Annotated in this window: 32 protein-coding genes and 2 pseudogenes; 16 read left to right on the top strand and 18 right to left on the bottom strand. The window is 34.7% G+C overall.

Going from position 1 to position 23,500, the window contains the following annotated elements; genetic code table 11:
• Positions 1–87: 87 nt before the first annotated feature.
• The 6 genes from K5S59_RS25540 to K5S59_RS25515 all read right to left on the bottom strand — a co-directional run bounded on the left by K5S59_RS25540 (position 88) and on the right by K5S59_RS25515 (position 4,563).
• Positions 88–1,539: a PH domain-containing protein gene (locus K5S59_RS25540; protein ID WP_000278221.1), complete on the bottom strand. Its 1,452-nt coding sequence runs from the start codon at positions 1,537–1,539 to the stop codon at positions 88–90.
• Positions 1,532–2,008 (bottom strand): PH domain-containing protein, encoded by a 477-nt coding sequence (locus K5S59_RS25535; protein ID WP_000371362.1) that lies wholly within the window; start codon positions 2,006–2,008, stop codon positions 1,532–1,534. Before K5S59_RS25535 ends, K5S59_RS25540 begins: the two co-directional genes overlap by 8 nt.
• 79 nt (positions 2,009–2,087) lie before the next feature.
• A complete protein-coding gene (locus tag K5S59_RS25530; protein ID WP_061676567.1) occupies positions 2,088–2,261 on the bottom strand; it encodes a hypothetical protein in 174 nt (57 codons plus the stop codon).
• A gap of 2 nt (positions 2,262–2,263) precedes the next feature.
• The gene (locus K5S59_RS25525; protein ID WP_120449645.1) at positions 2,264–2,845 is read right to left on the bottom strand and encodes a TetR/AcrR family transcriptional regulator; all 582 of its coding nucleotides are present in this window, start codon (positions 2,843–2,845) and stop codon (positions 2,264–2,266) included.
• A 201-nt stretch (positions 2,846–3,046) separates the two neighbouring features.
• A complete protein-coding gene (locus K5S59_RS25520; protein WP_001137433.1) occupies positions 3,047–3,343 on the bottom strand; it encodes a hypothetical protein in 297 nt (98 codons plus the stop codon).
• A gap of 14 nt (positions 3,344–3,357) precedes the next feature.
• Positions 3,358–4,563 carry a lipase family protein gene (locus K5S59_RS25515; RefSeq protein WP_438800481.1) on the bottom strand — a complete coding sequence of 402 codons (1,206 nt, stop codon included), beginning with the start codon at positions 4,561–4,563 and terminating at the stop codon, positions 3,358–3,360.
• Positions 4,564–4,676: 113 nt separating this feature from the next.
• Between K5S59_RS25515 and K5S59_RS25510 the strand changes: the two genes are divergently transcribed.
• Entirely contained in the window at positions 4,677–5,000 is a 324-nt protein-coding gene (locus tag K5S59_RS25510; RefSeq protein WP_001220548.1) for a hypothetical protein, read from the top strand.
• A 488-nt stretch (positions 5,001–5,488) separates the two neighbouring features.
• Complete coding sequence (locus tag K5S59_RS25505) at positions 5,489–5,800, top strand: hypothetical protein (RefSeq protein ID WP_120449643.1); 312 nt, start codon at positions 5,489–5,491, stop codon at positions 5,798–5,800.
• Positions 5,801–5,909: 109 nt separating this feature from the next.
• Here K5S59_RS25505 and K5S59_RS25500 read toward each other — a convergent pair.
• Together K5S59_RS25500 and K5S59_RS25495 are read right to left on the bottom strand one after the other, a co-directional pair.
• Positions 5,910–6,134, bottom strand: a pseudogene (locus K5S59_RS25500) (peptide ABC transporter substrate-binding protein); the annotation flags it as partial.
• Positions 6,124–6,336, bottom strand: coding sequence for a hypothetical protein (locus K5S59_RS25495; protein WP_033655992.1), 213 nt, complete (start codon positions 6,334–6,336; stop codon positions 6,124–6,126). The pseudogene K5S59_RS25500 and the gene K5S59_RS25495, both read right to left, overlap by 11 nt.
• Here K5S59_RS25495 and K5S59_RS25490 point away from each other — a divergent pair.
• The 5 genes from K5S59_RS25490 to K5S59_RS25470 all read left to right on the top strand — a co-directional run bounded on the left by K5S59_RS25490 (position 6,308) and on the right by K5S59_RS25470 (position 8,539).
• The gene (locus K5S59_RS25490; RefSeq protein ID WP_033655991.1) at positions 6,308–6,628 is read left to right on the top strand and encodes a hypothetical protein; all 321 of its coding nucleotides are present in this window, start codon (positions 6,308–6,310) and stop codon (positions 6,626–6,628) included. The two genes, K5S59_RS25495 and K5S59_RS25490, sit on opposite strands and share 29 nt — an antisense overlap.
• A 175-nt stretch (positions 6,629–6,803) precedes the next feature.
• Entirely contained in the window at positions 6,804–7,133 is a 330-nt protein-coding gene (locus tag K5S59_RS25485) for a hypothetical protein (RefSeq protein ID WP_000355531.1), read from the top strand.
• Positions 7,134–7,248: 115 nt separating this feature from the next.
• Positions 7,249–7,563, top strand: coding sequence for a DUF1433 domain-containing protein (locus K5S59_RS25480; RefSeq protein WP_087957640.1), 315 nt, complete (start codon positions 7,249–7,251; stop codon positions 7,561–7,563).
• A gap of 218 nt (positions 7,564–7,781) precedes the next feature.
• Entirely contained in the window at positions 7,782–8,111 is a 330-nt protein-coding gene (locus K5S59_RS25475) for a DUF1433 domain-containing protein (RefSeq protein ID WP_098087968.1), read from the top strand.
• Between the two features lie 110 nt (positions 8,112–8,221).
• Positions 8,222–8,539, top strand: coding sequence for a hypothetical protein (locus K5S59_RS25470; RefSeq protein WP_000759575.1), 318 nt, complete (start codon positions 8,222–8,224; stop codon positions 8,537–8,539).
• A gap of 110 nt (positions 8,540–8,649) precedes the next feature.
• Here K5S59_RS25470 and ecsC read toward each other — a convergent pair whose 3' ends face one another.
• Genes ecsC through ecsA form a run of 3 tightly spaced genes read right to left on the bottom strand, consistent with a single transcriptional unit; the run spans position 8,650 to position 11,318 of the window.
• On the bottom strand, positions 8,650–9,357 hold the full coding sequence (gene ecsC, locus K5S59_RS25465; protein WP_000634127.1) for an ecs operon protein EcsC: 708 nt from the start codon (positions 9,355–9,357) through the stop codon (positions 8,650–8,652).
• Positions 9,358–9,370: 13 nt separating this feature from the next.
• Complete coding sequence (gene ecsB / locus K5S59_RS25460) at positions 9,371–10,582, bottom strand: ABC transporter permease EcsB (protein WP_001089104.1); 1,212 nt, start codon at positions 10,580–10,582, stop codon at positions 9,371–9,373.
• Entirely contained in the window at positions 10,575–11,318 is a 744-nt protein-coding gene (gene ecsA, locus K5S59_RS25455; RefSeq protein ID WP_001292604.1) for an ABC transporter ATP-binding protein EcsA, read from the bottom strand. The genes ecsB and ecsA overlap by 8 nt, the downstream gene beginning before the upstream one ends.
• A gap of 559 nt (positions 11,319–11,877) precedes the next feature.
• Between ecsA and K5S59_RS25450 the strand changes: the two genes are divergently transcribed.
• The 3 genes from K5S59_RS25450 to K5S59_RS25440 all read left to right on the top strand — a co-directional run bounded on the left by K5S59_RS25450 (position 11,878) and on the right by K5S59_RS25440 (position 13,716).
• A complete protein-coding gene (locus tag K5S59_RS25450; protein WP_001016842.1) occupies positions 11,878–12,312 on the top strand; it encodes an HIT family protein in 435 nt (144 codons plus the stop codon).
• A 185-nt stretch (positions 12,313–12,497) separates the two neighbouring features.
• Complete coding sequence (locus K5S59_RS25445; RefSeq protein WP_000030295.1) at positions 12,498–12,860, top strand: YtxH domain-containing protein; 363 nt, start codon at positions 12,498–12,500, stop codon at positions 12,858–12,860.
• 298 nt (positions 12,861–13,158) lie between these two features.
• Positions 13,159–13,716, top strand: a complete 558-nt coding sequence (locus K5S59_RS25440) for an HTH-type transcriptional regulator Hpr (RefSeq protein ID WP_000834920.1) — start codon at positions 13,159–13,161, stop codon at positions 13,714–13,716.
• Positions 13,717–13,721: 5 nt separating this feature from the next.
• On the opposite strand, the gene K5S59_RS25435 is transcribed toward K5S59_RS25440, so the two are convergent.
• Entirely contained in the window at positions 13,722–14,057 is a 336-nt protein-coding gene (locus K5S59_RS25435) for a DUF1878 family protein (RefSeq protein ID WP_000383650.1), read from the bottom strand.
• Between the two features lie 118 nt (positions 14,058–14,175).
• Between K5S59_RS25435 and K5S59_RS25430 the strand changes: the two genes are divergently transcribed.
• Complete coding sequence (locus K5S59_RS25430) at positions 14,176–14,370, top strand: hypothetical protein (RefSeq protein ID WP_000172691.1); 195 nt, start codon at positions 14,176–14,178, stop codon at positions 14,368–14,370.
• A 30-nt stretch (positions 14,371–14,400) separates the two neighbouring features.
• Here K5S59_RS25430 and K5S59_RS30500 read toward each other — a convergent pair whose 3' ends face one another.
• Positions 14,401–14,514: a hypothetical protein gene (locus K5S59_RS30500; RefSeq protein WP_002007073.1), complete on the bottom strand. Its 114-nt coding sequence runs from the start codon at positions 14,512–14,514 to the stop codon at positions 14,401–14,403.
• 279 nt (positions 14,515–14,793) lie between these two features.
• Between K5S59_RS30500 and prsA the strand changes: the two genes are divergently transcribed.
• The 4 genes from prsA to K5S59_RS25410 all read left to right on the top strand — a co-directional run bounded on the left by prsA (position 14,794) and on the right by K5S59_RS25410 (position 19,751).
• Complete coding sequence (prsA, locus tag K5S59_RS25425; RefSeq protein WP_000710044.1) at positions 14,794–15,660, top strand: peptidylprolyl isomerase PrsA; 867 nt, start codon at positions 14,794–14,796, stop codon at positions 15,658–15,660.
• 231 nt (positions 15,661–15,891) lie between these two features.
• On the top strand, positions 15,892–16,509 hold the full coding sequence (locus K5S59_RS25420; RefSeq protein ID WP_098258327.1) for a hypothetical protein: 618 nt from the start codon (positions 15,892–15,894) through the stop codon (positions 16,507–16,509).
• A 261-nt stretch (positions 16,510–16,770) separates the two neighbouring features.
• Positions 16,771–19,101, top strand: coding sequence for an RNA polymerase recycling motor HelD (gene helD, locus K5S59_RS25415; RefSeq protein WP_120449641.1), 2,331 nt, complete (start codon positions 16,771–16,773; stop codon positions 19,099–19,101).
• 86 nt (positions 19,102–19,187) lie between these two features.
• Positions 19,188–19,751, top strand: a complete 564-nt coding sequence (locus K5S59_RS25410) for a hypothetical protein (RefSeq protein ID WP_120449639.1) — start codon at positions 19,188–19,190, stop codon at positions 19,749–19,751.
• A gap of 101 nt (positions 19,752–19,852) precedes the next feature.
• Here K5S59_RS25410 and K5S59_RS25405 read toward each other — a convergent pair whose 3' ends face one another.
• From K5S59_RS25405 to K5S59_RS30340, 4 genes are all read right to left on the bottom strand, one after another.
• The gene (locus K5S59_RS25405) at positions 19,853–21,124 is read right to left on the bottom strand and encodes an FtsW/RodA/SpoVE family cell cycle protein (protein ID WP_212981988.1); all 1,272 of its coding nucleotides are present in this window, start codon (positions 21,122–21,124) and stop codon (positions 19,853–19,855) included.
• A 7-nt stretch (positions 21,125–21,131) separates the two neighbouring features.
• Positions 21,132–21,539 carry a PadR family transcriptional regulator gene (locus tag K5S59_RS25400; protein ID WP_000390178.1) on the bottom strand — a complete coding sequence of 136 codons (408 nt, stop codon included), beginning with the start codon at positions 21,537–21,539 and terminating at the stop codon, positions 21,132–21,134.
• Between the two features lie 4 nt (positions 21,540–21,543).
• A complete protein-coding gene (locus K5S59_RS25395; RefSeq protein ID WP_120449635.1) occupies positions 21,544–22,077 on the bottom strand; it encodes a sigma-70 family RNA polymerase sigma factor in 534 nt (177 codons plus the stop codon).
• Between the two features lie 310 nt (positions 22,078–22,387).
• Positions 22,388–22,513, bottom strand: coding sequence for a hypothetical protein (locus K5S59_RS30340; protein ID WP_255261373.1), 126 nt, complete (start codon positions 22,511–22,513; stop codon positions 22,388–22,390).
• A gap of 221 nt (positions 22,514–22,734) precedes the next feature.
• Between K5S59_RS30340 and K5S59_RS30335 the strand changes: the two genes are divergently transcribed.
• A complete protein-coding gene (locus K5S59_RS30335; RefSeq protein WP_000561152.1) occupies positions 22,735–22,863 on the top strand; it encodes a hypothetical protein in 129 nt (42 codons plus the stop codon).
• Between the two features lie 27 nt (positions 22,864–22,890).
• Here the strand turns inward: K5S59_RS30335 and K5S59_RS25390 are convergent.
• Positions 22,891–23,500, bottom strand: a pseudogene (locus tag K5S59_RS25390) (IS3-like element ISBce15 family transposase); the annotation flags it as partial.

The following is a 23,500-nucleotide window of genomic DNA, read 5'->3' as shown; positions in this document are numbered from 1 at the left end:
TCACCTCGCTTTTTCCTTCCCCATATATTATTCATTATTTTCACATAAAAAAATAGCCCGCCTTCCGCAAAAGACGAGCCATTCTATTTAATCCTCACTTAATCTCTTCTTATACCAATCCTGCATTCTCTCCGCGTCTTCTACTCTCGTATGCTCTAATTTATAATTCGATGATGCGTTAGAGAACTTATACGTACATAAATTTGCACGGCGCTGGAAATAGGATTGTGTCTTTTCCATTGATTGGACGTGTCTTCTTCTAACAAGTCCTGTATATTTTCCGACGCTGCGATATACAAGCGTAATTTGCTCTCCGTTTACACTGTAACCATTCGTTTTAAATGTTGCGTATCCAAGTGTAAAGATGAGGATCGCGAGCGGAATTAATGCCCACATGATGAAGCGCTTTTCAGAGTATATACTTATTCCAATAAGCGGGATTGCTAGCATAGCGAAAAAGATGAAACTATCAATGAGATAGCGGCGTAATGCTGCTTTTGGTAATGAAATAATGTTTGTATTCAGTTCGTATGGTAATTGTAAATGCGCGAGTAACTGTTGTACGCGATCTTTTCGAATGATTGGGTGCAGTGTAACTTTTTCTTTCTCGTCACCCAGTCCTTTACTTTGAATCACCTCTACTTGTACAACGCAATAACCGAATGGCTGACGTAAAATACTTTCTTTTATCGTAATACCTTGAATACGGTGCAATTTTAGGACGAGTTCTTTTTTCTCAAGTAATCCTTGCGAAATGCGGACTTCGTCATTCCTTCGATTCACCGTGAAATCTCCATGTTTTAGCGCATAACCGATTGTCGATATAATCCACGAAAGGACAATCAAAATGGCTACCATGAAAATCAAGCCATATATATCATGTTTCATTACATACGACTTGACGCCATTCTCTATCCATTTCGGGATGTACTCATCTACTTGATGATACACGAAAAAGATTAATGAGAATAATAGTCCAAACTGACCAGATGTAACAGACGCTAGTAAAATTTCTTTCCAAGTTAATTTATATTCAGTCGCTTGTTTTTCTTCTGTAATGATTTCTTTTTCTACTGTATTTTCTGTTGCTTCGTCTAACGTTTCTTCTGCTTTCACTTCTGGAGTTGGCTCATTTAGCATTGTAATAAGCTCTGTTGCTTCTTCTACTGTAATACCAGCTAAGCTTACTTCTGCATCATCACCCCCGCCAGCTGTTTCAATTTGAATCTTTTTTAAGCCAAGCATTTGATATAACACGTTAGAACTTGTATTAATCGTTTGCACACGTTCTTTATTTAAGTAGCTCTCCTTCTTCACAAAGAGCCCTTGTTTTACATGTAATACGTTATTTTCAACCCAATACGTTGTGTAATACCATTTTTCAAACGCTGAAAAAACAGTGAGTAAACCGAATGCAGCGGGAATTAAATACCAAAACGGGAATTTTCCGTTTAAGCTAAACATGAAAATAATGAGTGGTATAAAGTCTGTTATTTTTAATTCTAATAACATCGTGATTGGATGCTGTCTCTTATACATCCTCATCACTCACTTTCGCTAATTCTGCGATTTTCGTTTTCAACATTTCTGCTTCATACATCGTTAAACCTGGGATACTGTGAGAAGTTGCCGCTGTTGAAATGTGTAATTCTGCTAAGTCATATTTTCTCATAATCGGCCCTTGTTCAATCGTCACGTGTTGTACACGAATCATCGGTACTAATACACGCTTTACGACGAAAAGACCGTGCTGAATTTCAAGTTCTTCTTCATTTAGTTGATAGCTGTAATAACGTTGACGTAGTTTCGGGAATAAAAAGTACGAAAATGGTGCGAACGCAACTGTTAGCCCAATCATTACATACAAAATCCACGCCCACCAATCAAACTTTATCATGAGGAAAAGGTAAGCTAACATGACAAGAATACCAATCCCTTCTTCAATTACAGCACGAACTTTCCACACCTTGACCATGTCAGGGTGGATTTCATTTTTCAATGGATCCATGTAACCACTCCAAATCTAGTAATCTAATATACGAATACTCTCAATCTATATTTTACATAACTTTACAGAAAATTAATATTTATTCTTCTTTATCTTTCTTCTCTGGAATAAAATATCCGAACCAAAGTAACCAAATAAACCCTATTAATTTCATCCAACTTCCATCCGCTTGAAAAGCTTCGATCATACCTGGTATTTTATAAATCCCAATGAATCCAAGAAAACCGAGCCACCAGTTTTTTTGCATTTTCATCCCTATTCCCCCTTCATTACATTTTTCACATTTCGAATCCAAATTTCTTTATACTTTAGCTGGAATCCCATTAACATGTAATTACTCATATTATCGATCACGAGCGCTAACGTATGAGCATTTTCTTCCGTTTCCTGCTGTGACACAACGTCAAGTTCTACACCTTTCTTCAATAAATCGTGGAATCCGTTTAAGAAATCTTCTTGTATTTCAAATAAGCGTTTCTGATACTTTTCATTTCGCGATGCAGTTACGATGAATTCATTTATAACGCGTAATATTCCTTCTTGCCCTTCATATTCAGAGAGCATATGTAAACCATCTGAAGTTAACTTTTCTGCAAAGTTTTCTTTCGTATATTGTTCTTTATCGAAATAACTCACGAAATGATACCCAGAAAAAATTTCTTCAAATAAAAAATCGACTAACGCTTCTTTAGAAGAAAAATGATAATAAATAGCCGGTTTTGAAATACCTACCTCTTTCGCAATCATGGAAAGGCTCATCTTCTCAATGCCGTGCTCTGCCATGAGTTTAAATGATGCCTCGACAATGTTTTGCGATGTTTGTAAATTCTTTGTCATACTGTACCTCACTTATTTTTACTTACCGGTCGGTAAATAAATTGTAAAATAAAAAATCATCGTTTGCAAGTTTGATTCAAACCTGTATATTACTTTTTCAATCTACATTACGGATCTAGGATCATATTCCTTAATAATGACTAAAATAATCTTGAATCCAGTTAAACTACAAAAAGCACCTTTGTGAGTGCTTCTTGTAATTTAATATTTAGGACCCATATAATCATAGCTTTGGTCCAGCGCTTTTAATAAATCAATCGCACCCTTTAACTCTCTTTTATCAGACTCTAATTCTTCCATCCTTCTTTCGATATCTTTTTTAAAAGATTCTAAATCGCTAATGGCTTTTTTCCCTACTCCAAGTTGCGACCAGCTTGATAAGAGTAAATTATGTACATTACTTACAACTCTTTTATTATGATTTAAGTCTTGAATCATATGGTCAAATTGTTGTATAGCTTGATTCAAAGCTTCTTCATTTAAGTAAATTCTCGGCATCCTAATCTTCTCCCTTAATATTGTTGATCCGTCTTCTTATAATCATCGGCTTTCTTCTCAATAAAATCTGAAATTTCCGTTGCTGTTCGTATGTACCAAAAACTTAAATGCTCTACATGTGCACGTATATTATTTACTTTAGCTTCTACCCGTCTACTTTCAGCCGTTTCTAATAATGTCATCATATTAGAAATTAACCTCGGTACTCTATCTTGAAATTCTTGCGCGTTTCGCTTCATATCTCTTACAGCTTGTTCTAAATTCTCTACCACTACACGAATTTCTCCCCCACCTAATAACGCGCCTGGTGAATCATAAACTCTTTCATTCGTGTCTACATTTAACAAGTATTTATTGGATAAAGATCCATTCTCCCCAAACCGGAAGTTCTGATCTGTTTGATAATGATAACCAGGGCCACTTATCGAATTCAAAAATCGAGCAACATCCATCCCAAGCTTTTGCTGTAATGATAGCTTTGACATTTCTTCTTTCGAAATTGGTGGGGTTACCGCATAAGTAGAGCCTATATGACTTTCATATGCACCAAATGGTCCATAGCCAATTGAATCATTTCCGTGAACAACACTTACAATTCTATTATTAAACTCACCATTATTTGCTCTTTCTTGTAAATCAGGCGGTAACAAATGTGTTGCACTCGGCGCATTCCATGACATACACCTTACATTATCATTAGATGCCGCTGCATATTCCGCTAAAGCTCCCCCTAACGAATGACCCGTTGTATATATCTCCACATCATCCCTGTCCTTGTATGTATCCGTTACTTGTTTCATGACCCTTTCAGCTTGTTCGAATTGATTATGTGTTTCCCAGCGCTGATTCTCTTCATTCCAATATTTCTTTGAACCTTCATTCTCAGTCCCTGCTACAGGAGGTGCTGCTGGTTCATGAACACCTTCTCGTAATACAAAATGATTAGTGTCCGTTTTTAAATCCTTCATACCTTCCCCTGGCTTCATCGGAATGCCTAAAGAGTTTTTCTCTATAATTTTATCCCCTTCTGTACCTCGGAAAGCTACCATAACTTGCTTTTTCCCATCGACATCTCGTTCAAAGACTACTGCGTCCATTCCGGTTTGTTTGTCGTGGAATGTTTCACGGACCTTCCATGTTTGTAAAGTATCATCATTCGCATTATTCACTGTAATTTCATTTCTTAACTCTTTATCTGATTTATACGCATCTTTAGCCATTCGATAAAAGCTTAAATCTAACACTTCTTGTGTATTTTTGCTATCCAAAGTATTCCCTCCTCGGGATATTTAGTATATTCTAAATTATAGAACAACATTAACGGAGGGTAAACATGAGAATTAAAATCCGAAAATTTACCTTTTTTGTCTTTTTTATCTTTGTAAGTACAATAATTGGGGGATGTAATATGCAGGAAAATAATAAAGAAAAACAAATAGTAGATAAAGCAACAGAAAAAACAATTAATTACTTTAAAGAGAAACAAAATTTAGATGTAACTATTACTGATTACAGGTTCCCTTCTAATGATCTAGAATCAGTCTTCATAACTGGTCATATCAAAGATGATGAAAGCAAGGAATTCACTGCTACAATAGATTACAATAATAATTATAATGTTGGTTCTGTTTCAACGAATTTTTCTCTAAAAAAATAATACAATATGGATAAAAAAATGAGGAAATAGCATTAAAAGAAAAAGCAAAAAAGATCGCAATCCAACATTTTAAAGAGGATAAAAAACTAGATGTTACAGTGACAAAAGTCGCATTCGGCCCTGCAAATTTTGGAGTAATTTTTGTATCGGGTCATGTAACCAATAATCCAAATCGGAAAATAACTGCAGATATAACTTATAAAGATAAATATAAGGTTGAAAGTATTAGTTATGATGACTGAAATTAATATGAAAATACAATATATTTTTTGTTGGGCATTTATATTAATTCTAATTATTTCATGTGTATATAAAGGCTAGGATGACTATTCAATAAGCCTGACTTCCAACATTAAAAATTTAAAACTTAAAAACTAATAACCTTTTTACTTTAGAGTCCCGTTTCTTTATACCCAGCCACACCATATTCTGTGGATATACAATTTAGTTAAGAGGAATATAATGCAACATTCATGGAGTGATTATTCGTGAAAAAATTTGGTGTAAGATTATTCTTTATTTTTACACTTATCCTTTTAGGAGGATGTACTATAAATCAAAAGAATGAGGAACGACAAATAGTAGAAAAAGCAAATGAAACAGCCATTCAATATTTTAAGGAAAAAGAAAATCTAGATGTAGTAATTACTGGATATGAATTTGCTCCGAGTGATTTTCAAACTGTTTTTATAAAAGGGCATGTTAAAGACGATAAAACTCAAGCATTTACAGTGCATGTCAAATATGGAGATAGTGATTATAGAGTCACTTCTAGAACATATTCTGAAAGTCTAGAATGAAAAAACTAGGTCATTAGATACTCACTAGAGTTTCTTTTTTATGGACTAGTTAAAAAAGAGCCTCCTTAGAGGCTCTTTTTAGTTACTATCATACCGCAATGTCATTTCATTATTTAACTTCAGTCCATTTAAAATTAAATTCTCCCCCAAAATCATTCGTCACAAGCCCTTTAATAGCCGATCGTTATAAGTATGAGCGTCCCGTTTGATAGAAAGGAGCTACTGCACCATCTTCTAACAAGATTTTTTCCGCTTGTATCATCGCTTCCCAACATGCTTTTTCATCACTAGATAAATCAGTTTTTCCCTTATGAATTAGTTTATCAATTACCTTTGTTTTCAGTGACCTCAATACTGTTTCCTAACTTCTCATCACCACGATAAGCAAACCTTGACAGCTGATAATAACTAGAATCTAAAACTTTATCATTTTCCTTCAAAACATCCCCACCACCAGATAATTTAATATATTCTAAATATAAAATAACATTAATGGAGGGATTTTGATTGAAAAAAAATGGTATAAGATTATTCATTATCCTTACACTTATCCTTTTAGGAGGATGCGGTATGAATAATAAAACAAATGAAGAAAAAGAAATAGTAGCAAAGGCAGAAGAGGTAACTATTAAATATTTTAAAGAAACAGAGGACTTAGATGTAACAATCACTGATCATAAATTTGGACAAAAAGATTTTCAAACTATCCTTATCTCAGGTTATGTAACAAATGACAAAAGTAAAAAGTTTACCGCTTCAGTCCAATACGCTAATGATTATCATATTGGTTCTATTTCAGCGTCTAATAATTTGAATTTTAAACACTAAATCTAATAGTTTCACGTCAACATAATTATTTAAGTTTTTTCTTTAATTCAAGAATGTTCTTTATAAGAAATAAAAAGCATCCCGCTATCAGAAAAAGCGAGTGCTTTTTTCACTAAAAACATTCCTTCTATCACGATATTTTATATAATCAAGATGCCATTATTGGAGGATAAATATGGATATTACAATCAAAAAAATTAGTTTTTTTCTATTCTTTATATTTATTTCAAGTATTTTAGGGGGATGTACGATAAATCAAAAAAATGATGAACAACAAATCGTTGAAAAGGCACAAGAAAGGACAATCCAATACTTCAAAGAAAAACAAGACTTAGATGTAGTAATCACTGATTATAGATTTGGTCCAAGTGATTTACAAGGTATCTTTATCTCCGGCTATATAAAAAATGATGAAAGTAAAACATTTAATATTACAATAGAATACGGTGGAGATGAATATACAATAGGTTCTATCTCTACAAGTGAAAATTTACATTTAAAATAATAAAGCAAAGGCACTCTTTTAAAGAGCCCTTTCTTTATCCCCCACCACACAATGTTCAGTGAATATAAAATTTATTGGAGAGGAATATAACGCACTATTAACGGAGTGATTATTCGTGAAAAAATATGCTATAAGATTATTCTTTATCTTTACACTTATCCTTTTAGGTGGATGTACGATAGATCAAAAGAATGAGGAACAACAAATAGTTAATAAAGCAACTGAAACTACAATCCAATATTTTAAAGAAAAAGAAAATTTAGAAGTGACTATTACGAATCATCGATTTCCTTCTAATGACATCGAAACTATTTTTATAACTGGTCATATCAAAGATGATACAAATAAGAAATTTACTACTTCAATTGATTATAAAGATGATTATAATATCGGTTCTATCTCTACCACTAATTTCAGCCTAAAACACTGAATAGACAATCTGAAATTTTCCTTTTAAACATTAATCATTAGAACAAAAAGACATCCTAAATGTGTGATTAGGATGTCTTTTTTATAAAACAAATCAATTCCTATTTAGATAAACCAAAAAAGTTTCATCTGTATTTTTATTATTTTCTTTCAAAACACTCCCTCCTTGTAAAAAATGATATATCCTAATAACTGAGACAACATCATTGGAGGGAGAAAATGATTATCAAATTCAAAAAAATTAGTTTTTATTTCCTTTTAATCTTAGTATTTGCTACTTTAGGAGGGTGTACAATAAATCCAAAAAATGATGAACAACAAATCATTAATAAAGCAACTGAAACAACCATTCAGTATTTCAAAAAAACAGAGGACTTAGATGTAACAATTACTGATCATGAATTTGGACCAAAAGACTTTCAAACTATCTCTATATCAGGCTATGTGACTAATGATACAACTAAAAAATTCACTGCTTCAGTTGAATACGCAAATAATTATCATATAGGCGCTATTTCAACTACCAAAAATTTAGAGCTTAAAAACTAATAATCCGGGCACTTTAGATTGCCTTTTCTTTATGCTTCACCACACAATGTCCAGTGAATATAAAATTTATTGAAGAGGAATATAACGCACTAGTAACGGGGTGATTATTCGTGAAAAAATATGCTATAAGATTATTCTTTATCTTTACATTTATCCTTTTAGGAGGATGTACTATAGATCAAAAGAATGAGGAACAACAAATAGTTAATAAGGCAACAGAAACTACAATTCAATATTTTAAAGAAAAAGAAAATCTAGACGTAGTGATTACTAAACATAAATTTGCCCCAAAGGACTTTCAAAGTGTTTGGATTTCAGGACATGTGAAAGATGATAAAAATAAAACATTCTCGGCAGCTGTTGAATTCGCTAATGATTATCACATCGGTTCCATTTCCACATCTGAAGGTTTTGATTTAAAACACTAAATCTAACGGTTTCACTTCAACATAACTATTTAAATTTGTTTTTTAATTCAGGAGTGTTCCTTATAAAAAATAAAAAGCATCCTAAATCACACATTTAGGATGCTTTCTTTTTAATTCCTATTTAACAATCGCATACGATAACAATTCATCGTCACTTCTCCGAGTCTTTGCAGTAATTGATAGTTCGCATATGCGCCGACTGGGGCACCGATTATTGGTACAAGCTGAAGCATTTTGGCTAAATCGATATAGTCTCGGTACTCTGTTTGGAACTTTTCCCAGTCCATATGATTTTCTTCTTCTGTATCCCACGTTTCAATTGCTTTCCATATTTCTTTTCTGTGGTCGTCACTGGAAAAGGCAAGCTGGAAAACGTGAAGGATAAAAAGGCGCTCTTCTTTATCGCTCGTATCAAATCCGTACAACGTTGCTGCATCGAATAAAAATTTAATTTTAATGCCGAGTAAAAGCGGAAAGTCAGCAAGGCCAAGGAGAATACCGCCTGCTCCCGTCCCTGCTCCTTCTGCCGCTGCTATTTTTTTGTACTCATCCATTTTTTTACGTACTTCATCGTCTCTTCTTTGCAATGACCAATTCGTCTCTTTTAATTTCGGCTTTATAAAGTTTGATCCAGCACTAATCGTTTGCACCATCATCCGAATCGTTTCCGTTAATACTTTTTGCACTTTCGCCGGAATAAGCTGTTGTACTTTCGTCTGCACTTTCTTAGAGAACCGTGTCATCATAGAAGAATCTTTCATGAATGTAGCTTTCCACTGCTCCAATTCTTTTATAACCTTCTCTTCATATGTAATCATAGGTTCATTCCCTTCAATTTAAACGCTCAATACGTTTCGCCCCGTATTGATAAACGAAACCGATACTAAATACTATGCTTGCGACTAATAAAATGCCCGTCATCATGAAATCTTTCGTCGCAAGGGCGAATATAACTGTAAATACAACGCTGCCAATAATAAGAATTGCATTTAATAAAGTAAGAAAATCTTTCTTCTTCTCTTCTCCCCCGACCGGGTACAAATCAAGCCAAATCTTCATGCGGTGATGCTTCCATAAAGTTAATAGCTGATAACCGATTAAGTATAGGAAAATAAAGCTTACGATAAATCTTCCATATAAAAATGGAATGAAGTAAAGAATAACTCCGCCAAGAGCAAGCAGGCGTACATACAAGCCGAAATAGTTACCAGATCGTAAAAACGTTCTCGTATATAAGTATAAATATGTACGCTTTTCACCAATCATCGAAAGGATGAAATCAAGCCATTTTCTACGTGCTACTCTTTCTTTTAATGCTGGTACATCAACGAACATGTTCGCGATGCGGTACAGCAGCATCATTTTCTTACCTTCTTCAGAAATTAAATATTCCCAGTTTAGCGGCTTTCCCTTCACCATTTGATGCAGTACTACGAGGTATAACACCATGAGAAGGACGATTCCGCCAATAAACATAACGGAAGTACGTTCTACAAGGAAATACACAAATAAGCCGTTTAAAATAAAACGAATGAACCAATCAGCTCTTTGTATATTTTGATCTGTTAAAAATGATTTTTCCCACGCGACGAATAAGTTCCACGCTTTTACAATGACAAACGCGAGTACAATCCATATGTAGGCCGCTCCTGTTTGCTTCATTTGCTGGAAGTATAACGGGGCAAGCGCTGCCGCAACGATTGCGATTATGTATAACTGAATCATAAACGTAAAGAGAAATGCCTTTGTGAAGTAAGGTTTTAACTTTTCTTCAACGGGCAGCAAGTAAACGAGATCCGCTTCTTTTAATAACGTTTGAATAGATCCGGCCGTTAATACAAGTCCAAGCAACACTGCCATAACGAGCGCCGCCGGAAACGAAGGGGTTAACGTTTGTAACCATTGCTGGTAATAATACGCTCCTGCGCCGATGATAAATACGAAAATAAATTTCAAATGATCGTTAAATACGTATTTACTATATGTACGAACTTCTTTTAGAAAGTGACGAAATCGTTCTTTCCATAATGCTGTGCTATTCATAATCTTCTTCCTTCGTTAATGCAATATAAATATCATCTAGCGTTGCACCTGGCATATTAAACTGTGATTGCAGTTCAGATAATGTTCCCATCGCTCTTACTTCACCTTGATGCAAAATAATGAACGAATCACAATAACGCTCTGCCGTCGCTAAAATATGTGTACTCATTAAAATACCTGCGCCACTCTTTTTCATTTGATCCATCATTTGAAGGAGTGATTGAATCGCTAACGGATCAAGTCCAACGAATGGTTCGTCCACAATGTAAAGAGATGGCTCCACTAAAAACGCACTCATAATCATTACTTTTTGTTTCATCCCTTTTGAGAAATGAGATGGAAACCACTTTAAACGATTTTTCATGCGAAATTCTTGTAATAGTTGTCCTACACGTTCTTCGTATTGTTTTTCATCGACACCGTACGCCATCGCTGTTAACTTCAAATGTTCTTCTAGCGTTAGCTCGTCATATAATACTGGTGTTTCTGGGATGAACGAAAAACTAGAACGGTACGCTGTCATATCATCACGAATTGTTTTCCCATTAATTGTGACAGTTCCTTTTTTCGGTTCCATTAAACCGATAATATGTTTAATCGTCGTACTTTTACCCGCTCCATTTAAACCGATTAAGCCGACAAGTTCACCTTTATTCACAGAGAACGAAACATCTTTTAGTACAGGTCGTTTCGTATATCCTCCTGTAACATTTTCTACACGCAATAACTCGCTCATACGACACCACTTTCTTCATTAGTATTCATTCTATATTCATCTTACCAAAAATAGCGCTGTACTACATAGTATCGATGCCCTCAAAAAAAATTTAAATTTGTTCGCATATATTTTTACGAAAGCGGACATCATAATTAAGGAAGAAGGAACACATTGAAAAAGCAACCACCAATTGATGAGTACAACAACATAGTGAAGTCATCATGAAATGGGGTGTCCATGTTGGACAAAGAAATTTACACATAACCAGATCATTTGTTTCATTTTAGAAACGGGGTGTCTCCGAAAGAGCATATACTGTTTTAAAAAATAAACAATTTCCCTTTATAAAGATTGCAATTCATTTCACTTGAAAATGGGGTGTCTACGGCAGAAACTTTAGCCGATTTACCGTGCATTTCTTAAATAAATGAGGTGTCTGCGAAACGTAAATTACGATAATGCTTTTTCAATCCCTCTTCAGAAAACAGGAAGCTGAGTCAGCTTCCTGTTTTTCGTGTTTGTTCTCTTATGTAATTATGGTAAAATACGGCTAAGGATATTCGAAAGGATGAGATCAATGAATCATACAGCGGACAATTGTATTTTTTGTAAAATTATTGACGGGCAAATCCCTTGCTCAAAAGTATACGAAGATGAACATGTGCTTGCATTTTTAGATATTAGTCAAGTAACAAAAGGACATACCCTTGTTATTCCAAAAGTTCACAAACAAGACATTTTTGCGTTAACGCCAGAAATCGCATCACACATTTTTTCTGTCGTTCCGAAAATCACAAATGCGATTAAAGCAGAGTTTAATCCAGTTGGCTTTAACCTACTTAACAATAACGGTGAAAAAGCTGGACAAACTGTGTTCCACTTCCACCTTCATTTAATTCCACGCTACGGTGAAAACGATGGTTTCGGTGCTGTTTGGAAATCACATCAAAATGAATACACAATGGAAAATTTACAAAACATCGCAAGTACAATTGCAAATAGTGTGGAATAGTGACACTATAATAAGAAGTAATACATAACAAGCCACTTTCCTAAAGTGATTACATATTGCACGGCTTGTTTCTCCATTCGAGATGCCGGGGAATGTGCACTAAACACTTTTCTTTCCCTTGTCTTAAAGATATGCATATTTTTTCACATCATGAATACGAACAAAAAATAAGGAGGTTTCCTTTTATGTCAAAAGCTAAATCCTTTATTACAGGTGTCATTTGCGGCGGAGCAGTTGCTGGACTAGCCGTTCTTTTCTCTACTCCTTCTTCTGGCAAAGCTATGCGCGGTAAGTTAAAAGAAAAAGGAAATGATATTAAAAAGACTTTAGCTGATATTACAGCTGATACAAAATTATTAAAACGTCAAATCGTTGAAACTGCTTCAGAAGGTAAAGAAGTGTTTCAAGAATTAAAAGACGATATGCAAGATACACTTTCGAACTGGAAGCAAGACATTTCTCAAAACAAACGACATATTGAGCAAGAGATTTTGGACATTCAAAAATCAATTGAGAAACTACAAGAAGCTGTTCCGGAAAAAGCGTAAACAAATTCCTGCTTAGTTTTTTGCATATAACAAATATTTTTTATATAAATTGACCTTAACACGGCATATCACACAGATATGCCGTGTTTTTATGCATTTACAATATATGTTATCACTTAACATGTATGGACAACGCATGTATTCACGACTCATAAAACGCTTCCATAGTTATGCATGATTTGTATAGAATGTCATTTTTCCAAAAAATTTTCACAATTCTCACAAAAAGACTTTATTAATTTTTATTTTACTGGCATAATAGATAGTAATGAAAAAGAATGTTAAAGTGGGTGAGTAAATGAAAAGTGGAGAAAAAGATTACTCGGTAAAAGAAGCGATGATTTTCAGCCAACGCATTGCTCAATTATCGAAAGCGTTATGGAAATGTGTAGAGAAAGATTGGCAACAGTGGATTAAGCCTTACGATTTAAACATTAATGAGCATCATATTTTATCAATCGCTTATCATTTAAAAGGGGCTTCTATTTCTGAGATTGCTAAGTTTGGAGTTATGCACGTATCAACGGCGTTTAACTTCTCGAAAAAACTGGAAGAACGCGGCTATCTTGTATTCTCGAAAAAAGAAGATGATAAACGAAATACGTACATTGAGATTACAGACAAAGGGGAAGAATTACTACTTCGCTTAATGGAGGAGTATGATCCTGAAAATAACTCTGTATTTAATGGGGCTCTTGCACTTCGTAATTTTTATGGTAAGTTCCCAGAAAATATCGAACTTATCGCTATCTTGCGTAACATTTACGGACAAGACTTCATCGATATTTTTGAGAAATCATTAGAGAATATTGAGGAGAATTTTACGGAATCCGATCAGAAGTTAGTTAAGAAGTAATCTATTTATTTTTTCGCAATCATGCTTAAGAATTCATTCATAAGCGGATTAAATAAACCTTGTTTTGCTAGCGCTTCCGCAGTTTCGTGTACTTCGAGCTGATGTGGAAGCGCTTTTTCAAATTGATCTAACAGCGCATCGAACAAAAGAAGCCCTTCTGCTTTTTCCACTACATATTGTTCGTTCAGTACTTCACAAAGTTTTAGTATACGTTCAATATCTTTTTTGCGAGCTTTTTTCTTTATGATCAAAGAATAAAATGGACACTTTTCTTCATCAATCATTTTAAATAGTAGGTCTACGTAGTATTCAGCTTGTTCTAATCTTCTAACAACGTCCATTTTCTCCCTCACTTTCTAACACAAAGTCTTCTATTTCTGAATTTTATAACACGAACAAAATATCGTATGATACAATATATAAAGTATATGTATTTTAGCCAAAAGGAGGTCTCGCCTCATGACACTTATAACAGTTGTTTTTGTCGCATTCGCACTTCTTGTTATATTTTACACGAATTTTATGACACATACACTGTGTGAACGAAAACAAATAGCTGCGAGCCGCCAACCCAGTGTCTTTCGGGTTATCAATGTATGTATAACAATTTTATTAATTTCTAGTTATATAGAAATTATATTTCATGGAAAGTGAGGAAGGAAGCCCCTTCCTCACTTTTTTCCTCTATAAGCAAATTATACCTACTATAACCAATAAAATAAACAGTACAAGTAATAAAATAAGTTGAGAATTCATCCCCATCCCCTCCTCTTTTCTGTATATGCGGCATGCGCCCAATATGGAACACCTTCAAAATCTGACACATACTGGTTAAATTTTCTTTATCAATATGAAATCGAGTCGAAATATGATATATTAAATTTTGTACATATTGCTTATACTATGAAATAAATGACACGCATCTTAACTTTATCCTAAAGCCTCGGTAAGCCCTGTTAAGCGCGCTTTACCAATACAAAAAGCAAAAGTATCAGTGAGACTTAATCGGGCTCTTATGAACTAAAATTCATTGGGTAGGATAAATTAAAAATACATAATAGTAGGAGTGTTTATCGAATGAAGAAAGCTATGCTTGCCTTAGCCGCAACAAGTGTAATCGCATTATCAGCATGTGGAACAGGATCATCATCAGACAAAATTGTTACATCTAAAGCTGGTGACATTACAAAAGAAGAATTCTACGAGCAAATGAAAACACAAGCTGGTAAACAAGTACTAAACAACATGGTTATGGAAAAAGTACTTATTAAAAACTACAAAGTTGACGACAAAGAAGTAGACAAAAAGTACGATGAAATGAAAAAACAATACGGTGATCAATTCGATACACTATTAAAACAACAAGGTATTAAAGAAGAAACTTTAAAAACTGGTGTGCGTGCTCAATTAGCGCAAGAAAAAGCTATCGAGAAAACAATCACTGATAAAGAATTAAAAGATAACTACAAGCCTGAAATTAAAGCAAGCCACATTCTTGTAAAAGATGAAGCGACTGCGAAAAAGGTTAAAGAAGAACTTGGACAAGGTAAATCTTTCGAAGAGTTAGCAAAACAATACTCTGAAGATACTGGTTCAAAAGAAAAAGGTGGCGACTTAGGATTCTTCAGCTCTGGTAAAATGGTTAAAGAATTCGAAGATGCTGCTTATAAACTGAAAAAAGATGAAGTAAGCGAGCCTGTAAAATCACAATTCGGTTACCACATCATTAAAGTAACAGACATTAAAGAACCAGAAAAATCTTTCGAACAATCTAAAGATGACATCAAAAAAGAAATCGTTCAGAAGAAAGCACAAGATGGCGAATTCATGAACGATCTTATGATGAAAGAAATCAAAAAAGCTGACGTAAAAGTTGACGATAAAGATTTAAAAGATCTTTTCAAAGAGCAAAAAGCTGACGCTAAAAAAGACGAAAAGAAATAATGAAGTGAAAAAAGCTTGGGCTTCGGCCCAAGCTTTTTTATTTTGCAATTTTTATCCTCCTATTTGCGAGAAACAGGATAAAGTGAAACTTTAATCAGTGGGGGTTTTCTTCATCCCCCACTGATTATTAGCCCTCACCAATCGAACTTTGATGTGGGGGTCTTACTGCCCATTAAAGCGGGATAAATGAATAAAGTTTGGTAAGAATATATCTAAAAAAGGTGTACGAAAATGAAGAAAATAATCTTCCTCCTCTTACTTATACTATTTTCTATTGAAACCGCCGAGAAAACCTCTGCTCATTCTACAAAATCAGTTAAAGATACATTAGAAGTCTCTGCGCATCAAGAATTATCAGTAAAACAAGCGATTGAGTTGGCATATCCCTCTGCACTTAAATGGAATAAACATGCTCAATTCTTACAGGCAGTTAATATAGACAAAGATAAACCCGAGAAGTCCATTGGGAGCAACGGTAAAAGAAAGTACTGGAATATTGATTTCGGAGTGCCAGATACGAACAAAATATTTTTAATCACAATCTTTGAAGGAAAAATTGTTGAAGCGCAAGATGTCACCCGAGATGGCGTTTCGCCTTATTCTAGAGAAGAGTTTATAAAGTTAGAAGATATTCACTACGATTCTCCCCATTTACTAAAAAAAGCATTAAAAATAGGTAATATCCATCCCGGTAAAGATTGGGCAAAAGGTTATAATTTCATGCTAAAAAAAGACACTAAGATGAACATTCCCCTAATGTTAGTAATAGGCTGGAATAAAGAACAGACAAAAATGAAAGCTGCTGGTTTTCATGTAACAACCGGAGAATATATTCCACCGCAAAATTGATTTTTTGTTCTCCCCTTTTAACTAATAGATGCTAAAAATCGAACTGAAACAGACTATAATCTACAACAAAAAACCTTGATTCCATCACACACGGAACCAAGGTTTATCTTATTATCATTGATTAAATGAAAAAACTATGTTAAATTAGTACAGAAACACGTTTTACAAAATACGAAGAACGTATTTATCCGTATCTTAATTGTACACCAAAACACATCTTCAGTCAACCTCTATTTTTCACTTTTAAAGGAGTGCTTACGTATGAACAAAAAACTTGATTTAGAGCAAAAACGATTGGATACCGTAATTGAAACGATTACGGAGCAAATTGATAAACTGGAAAACGAAACTGGCAGACGCCGAGCAGAAGTAATCCATATTCGTAAACACTTTTGGGATGACGTGAAAGTGAATACTGATACTTTTGATGATTATCTTGAAACAGTTATCAACTTAAGACAACAAGCTCAGTCACTAGCTGTCACACAAATTACCCATAAGCACACCTTTAATCGACTTGCCGCATTAAGACGCATGCATAAAGCACCTTACTTTGGGCGAATTGATTTCAGAGAAGAAGGAGAATCTGCTGCGGAGAAAATTTATATCGGCGTAGCTACACTTACTGATGCAAGTGGAGAAAACTTTCTTATATATGACTGGCGCGCACCCATTTCGAGTGTGTACTACGATTATCCACCAGGACCGGCTGAATACAGTACACCAGGCGGCGTAATCCACGGTAATGTGGAGAAAAAATTACAATACATTATTCAAAATGGCGAGATTGATTCTATGTTCGATACGAGCCTTACAATTGGTGATGAAATCTTGCAGCAAGCGCTCGGAAAAGGTACGAACAAACATATGCAAAGCATCGTTGCTACAATTCAGCGCGAGCAAAATGAAATTATTCGTCACGATGAAGGCCGACTCCTTATCGTGCAAGGAGCTGCTGGTAGTGGTAAAACGTCAGCTGCATTGCAACGAATCGCCTACTTACTATATAAATATCGCGAATGGTTAAAAGCTGATCAAATTATTCTCTTCTCCCCTAACTCTATGTTCAACAGCTACGTATCTAACGTATTGCCTGAACTCGGGGAAGAAAATATGCAGCAAGTGACATTCCAAGAATATTTAAACCATAGACTAAGCAAGTCATTTGATGTTGAAGATCCTTATGAACAATTAGAATATATGTTAACGGAAACGGATAGCCCTACCTATAAAACGAGAAATGCGAGCATTCGATTTAAAGCATCTACTCAATTTTTTGAGATGATTAGAACGTACAGACAATCTCTTGAATCTTCAGGCATGCTATTTAGAGGAATGAAATTTAGAGGAAAATTAATTGTTTCTGCTAAAGAAATTACAGAGCAATTTTATAATACAGATTCCTCCCTCCGCTTCCATAATCGAATTGAAAAGTTAACGGATTGGCTAAATAAACAAATAGATACAATTGAAAAAACAGAACTGAAAAAGCCTTGGGTAGAAGAAGAAATTGAATTACTTAGCAAAGATGAATACCAAAAGGCTTATAAATATTTACAGAAAAAAGGCGAGTTTGACAACAACTCCTTCCATGATTTTGAGAAAGAAACGAGAGTACTTGGACGTATGATTGTCCGTAAAAAATTGAAGCCACTTCGTAAAGGCGTTCAAACATTGCGTTTCATCAATTTCACAGGTATATATAAACAACTCTTCACAGATGCATCATGGGTTACTGGGGAAAAACCGAAAGAATGGGATGACATTTGCTCCTTAACAGTAAACATGCTTGATGAAGGAAAGCTATATTACGAGGATGCGACTCCATTTTTACTTTTAAAAGAATTAATTGAAGGCTTCCAAACGAATAGATCGATTAAACACGTACTCGTAGACGAAGCGCAAGATTATTCGCCGTTTCAATTTGAGTTTTTAAAACGTCTCTTCCCTGCTGCAAGAATGACTGTACTAGGAGACTTTAACCAAGCGATATTTGCCCATGCAAGTGAAGCAGTGAATTTCAATACACTTACTAGCTTATACGGACCAGATGAAACGAACGGCATCAACTTAACTCGTAGCTATCGCTCAACAAAACCAATTATTGAATTTACACATGCTCTCGTACCGGAAGGCAAGAACATTCACGCCTTTGAACGTGACGGCGAGAAACCTGCAGTGACGAAAGTATCGAATGACAGCGAACTGCACCAGCATATTACTGCCAAAGTTGCTGAACTACAAAAACAACAGCACAATACGATCGCAATTATATGTAAATCTGCAGCTGAAAGCGCCGCTGCCTACGAAGCACTTCGTCATATCGAGAATATTAAACTTGTGAAAAGTAACTCAGCTGAGTATGAACAAGGTATTGTCGTGATCCCTGCTTACTTAGCGAAAGGTATCGAATTTGATGCTGTTATTATTTACAATGCATCTAAAGATGTATACAGCGATGAGAGCGTTCGTAGATTGTTCTACACTGCTTGTACGCGCGCAATGCATGAACTGCAACTTTATAGCGTTGGCGAGGTTAGTCCTTTTATACTTGGGGCTGATTCGGAGAGTTTTGAACTTATTACACCTTGATAACAATCAAGGTGTTTCTTTTTTTGCAGGATTTACACCTTTAAAGTAGAATATATCATTTTAGAAAAAAGTTAAGGAGTGAAAAGATGAACCATTATTTTATTGCTATTTATGACGGCGTATTTCCTACCGAAAAATTACATACCATTTTACAGTCTAATCCTACTTTTACCGACCTAAACGTCCGTCCTCTCGAAATCTCATCACCAAGACCTTTCACATTATTAGTTGGCGAAGAACACGATACACTCACAACTGGACTTACAGATACATACCATCTACTAACGAAAGAGTTACAAAAACTAGAAGAACAAGAAAAGTATTATTACGTATACGATTATAAAATCAGGAAGACTATCGATAACCCTAGCGAAAAATGTTTTCCATTAGCCGCAATCCATATAAATGTTACGAAATTCCATAAAATGATTCAAACAGTAAAAGACTTAAAACGCCCAGTATTTGCAGGTTATCACATCACTTCTCATGATGCAGACATACTTACACTTGATGTACTTCTATCTTCACCTTTACTAGATCCTAACACTTCCGAAAAAGACGCGGAAGAATACGCCTATTTACAACAACTAACTGAATCGATATCTCGTTCTGAATTATGTATTTCTGTTAAAGAGAGTACACTTATTTAAACACGAAAAGAAGGTTATTTATCATAACCCTCTTCTACTATCTATTTACGTTTGTACTTGATCATAATAATGAATTCTTTTATATACAACTTATATAAGTATTAAGGTGTTTTTCTCGTTCTAAATGAAAGATCTTTACGTCGATATACACTCAGCACGATCCCCATTATAAGCGTATGAAATACAGTCGGCGTTAATCCGTAACTAATAAAAGGTAAGGATATCGCAGCAAGCGGCAATAATCCTAGTATCATTCCAACATTATAAATGAACTGGAATACAAAAAGGGTCATTCCACCAACGAGCAGCAATTTACCATACCGATCATTTATTTTATAAGATATGACCACTAACCTTACTACGAAAAGGGAAAGGATTAAGACAAGAATCAGTGCTAGCACATATCCATAATAATAAGTCAAACTTGCAAATACAAAATCAGTATCTGGATTAGGGATGCGCTTTACATCTCCATGTGTACCAAACCAACCTGCTGACGACATTACCTCTTTTAAACGTATATACATAAAGCCTGCGCCCTGTGCATCACGCTCTGGATTCAAATACCCTAAAAATCTATCCAAATGATATCCTTTTACTGAGGACCAGGAAAAAGACGCCCTTATAACCAATAAACAGATTGGTACAATTGTAATAATTAATGCCGTTTTCTTTCCTAACTTACTCCACCAAAGCATAACAAATACCATCACAATATAAATAAACATTGTTGAAAGAGCTGATCCAATTAAGAATAAATACAAAGAAAATAAATACAAAATTACAAGGTACCTAACTTTCAATCTACTATTATTGAAAAAAGAAGCCCAAGCTAAAAAGAAGAAAGGTATCGCCATTAAGCGACTAATTGCAATGGGACCAATTTTTATTAACGGTTCTCCAGCCACCCTAACGCTCGGAAAACAATTTAATATTAACAAGATAAGTATACCAATTGTATAAAACAGCCACCCGAATCTCTCTAGCTTCCGGTAATCAAGTAGCATCATCACTACAACTGTTGCAATACCGAGAATAACAGATATCACCTTACTCATTAGTAAGTCATTCATATATCCAAAAGAGATTATTGGTAAAAACCCTAACCCCATAGCCGCCACTAATAAAATCAGTAAGAACCAATCCACCTTTGGCTTATGCAGTTTGTTAAGTTCTTGCCCTAGTTTAACCGGACTTCCCATTTGTTCCACCGCTTTATTTTCAGCAACTTCCTCACTTAAACCTTTTTCTATCCATGTGTTCTTTGCCTGTTTTAAGTGAAACTCTAGTTCAGTTGCTACAAAGCTCTTTGCTTCTTTTGATTTAATATAATTCGTAACTTCGCTTACAAAACGCTCTCCTTTTTTATTCAATTTCGCCTCACTCCTGTACTAAGCCTTTTAATATAAATTGTACTTTCGTAGCATTTTTTTCTGCCTTTCGCAGCATCTTTCTTCCTTTATCATTTAGTTGATAATATTTCGCTCCAGAATGATCCCAGCTAGATTGGATAAAACGATTCTGTTCTAGACGATGTAATAAAGTGTATAGAGATCCTTCATCACCTTCGAATTTTTGAATCCCTCTCCCGCGCAACAGTTGCATCAATTCATAACCTGTTTTTTCATTCATAAGAAGTTGCAACACTGCTAAAAGGATATCCTCTTCCTTTTCGGACGATTGATTGATTTTTTCGCGCACCCGCTTTCGGTGTTGATCAGAAAAACTCAAATGTTTAAACGTTGTATTCTCCATTGATTTTCGCAGGCCTTTTAATCGATCTTCCATTTGATTATTCCTCCAATCCTTTCTTCAAAAGCTCCTTCGCTTTTTTCAGTCTCGTTTTTATTGTGTTTTCTTTCACGTCTATTACAATAGCAATTTCTTTAATTGGTAGTTCTTCATAATAAAATAGATAAATGACTTCTCGATATTTTATCGGTAACTTCATTACTGCTGAAGCGAGCTCACGGTCCTCCGCATTTTGCATAACAGTTTGTTCGACACTATCATTTTGAATCCCCATATAAGCAGATTCATCCCCTGTCACGATCACCTTTTTGTTATACCAACTTTTTATATGGTCCTTACATTGATTAATCGCAATTCTCCATAACCACGTTTTCACATTCGACTTCCCTTTGTATGTATGAAAAGATTTATAACATTTCACAAATATATCTTGCGTTACATCCTCAGCAACCTCTTTATTATTCACATATGAATACACAAGCTGCAAGACTTCTTGTCCATACTTGTTCATGATTTCATCGATAAGGAGTTCCTTATCTTCTATTTCAAACGCTTCTACCGTTAATTCATCCACATCATTTCCTCCTTCCCATATATTAGACGACGCAACCTATGGAAAAGTTTTATACATTCATAAAAAAATACGGATGGCAATAACATTTTTTATAAATCACTTCCTAAGCAAATTACATATAATAAACCGAATAATCGTTACAATACATTCACTTAAAGAGCGCCTCTCTCCCAAGGCGCTTTTTAAGTTTGTAATAAGGGTTTTACGTTAATTTTCTATCGTCAAGATTCCCCTCATCGCTAAATGAAAAAAAGAACCCATTTAGTCGAGTCCTCCTTCTTTCTAACACTCACTTACAGAATCTAATATTTCATGGCTCGATAATATCGAAACCAATACATTCTTCATACAAGTGTAGTATTTGAAGTTCTATACATAACGCAGCTGTTTGTTCTTGTTGATCTATTGCTTTTTCTAGTTCTGCCGTGTATTTCATTTGAATGTTGTTATCAGTATCCTTATTTTTTTTAGTTATGTTTATTTAACAAGAAATAAAATTGTATATGAAAAACCAACCATTTAAAACTAGGGCTTTTCATCCATATGTCTTGTTCCCTATTTTAAAACATAATACAATTGAAATGTAACTTAATAAGCTATAACTAGTAGGTGTGATAATCATCTCTTCCATTTTGAAAAAAGGGGGGAGGTGATAAAATGATCGCGATGTTTGTAATTAAATTAGTGTATGGTATCCTAACCGGAGCTGGCGTTGTCATCGGTAGAAGATACGTCGGTCCGTGGCTAATTTCTGTATACAAAAAAGCGAGAACCACCCTGCTTTGAACTGGACCCGAAAAGTTAGACATATATTTAAGCAGCTAATAAGGATTGAATTCTGTATTTTACAGGAGGCAATCCTTTTAATTTTGCCTTAATCCTTTTATTATTGTAATAATAAATATAATTCTCTAGTTCTTCCCTAAAGTGTTCCATACTTTCAAAATCTTTAAGATAAAGTAATTCAGATTTTAATAAGCCAAAGAAATTTTCAATGACTGCATTATCTAAGCAATTTCCCTTACGGGACATACTTTGAGTTATATTATTTTCTCTTAAAATATATTGATATCTATCCATTTGATAGTGCCAACCTTGATCTGAATGAAGGATAGGAGTATCTTCTTTATCCAAGCATTTTAAAGCCTTATCTAACATCCTTTCGACTAGAAGGAATGTAGGGCGTTTCTCAATATTATAGGAAATAATCTCACCATTAAACAAGTCTAGAATAGGAGATAGGTAGAGTTTTTCACCAAACAAATGAACTTCAGTAACATCTGTAACCCACTTTTCATTAGGCTTAGAGGCCTTGAAATCACGCTTCAAGACATTTGGCGCTACCTTCCCAACCTTCCCGCGATAAGAGCGGTATTTAGTGATTCTTACCAACGATTTTAACCCTAATTGATTCATTAAGCGA

The sequence above is a fragment of the Bacillus sp. BML-BC051 genome (assembly GCF_019656175.1).
Taxonomy (GTDB): domain Bacteria; phylum Bacillota; class Bacilli; order Bacillales; family Bacillaceae_G; genus Bacillus_A; species Bacillus_A mobilis.
The sequence above is the reverse complement of the archived record's forward strand: the minus strand, read 5'-3'. Positions and strand labels throughout refer to the sequence as shown.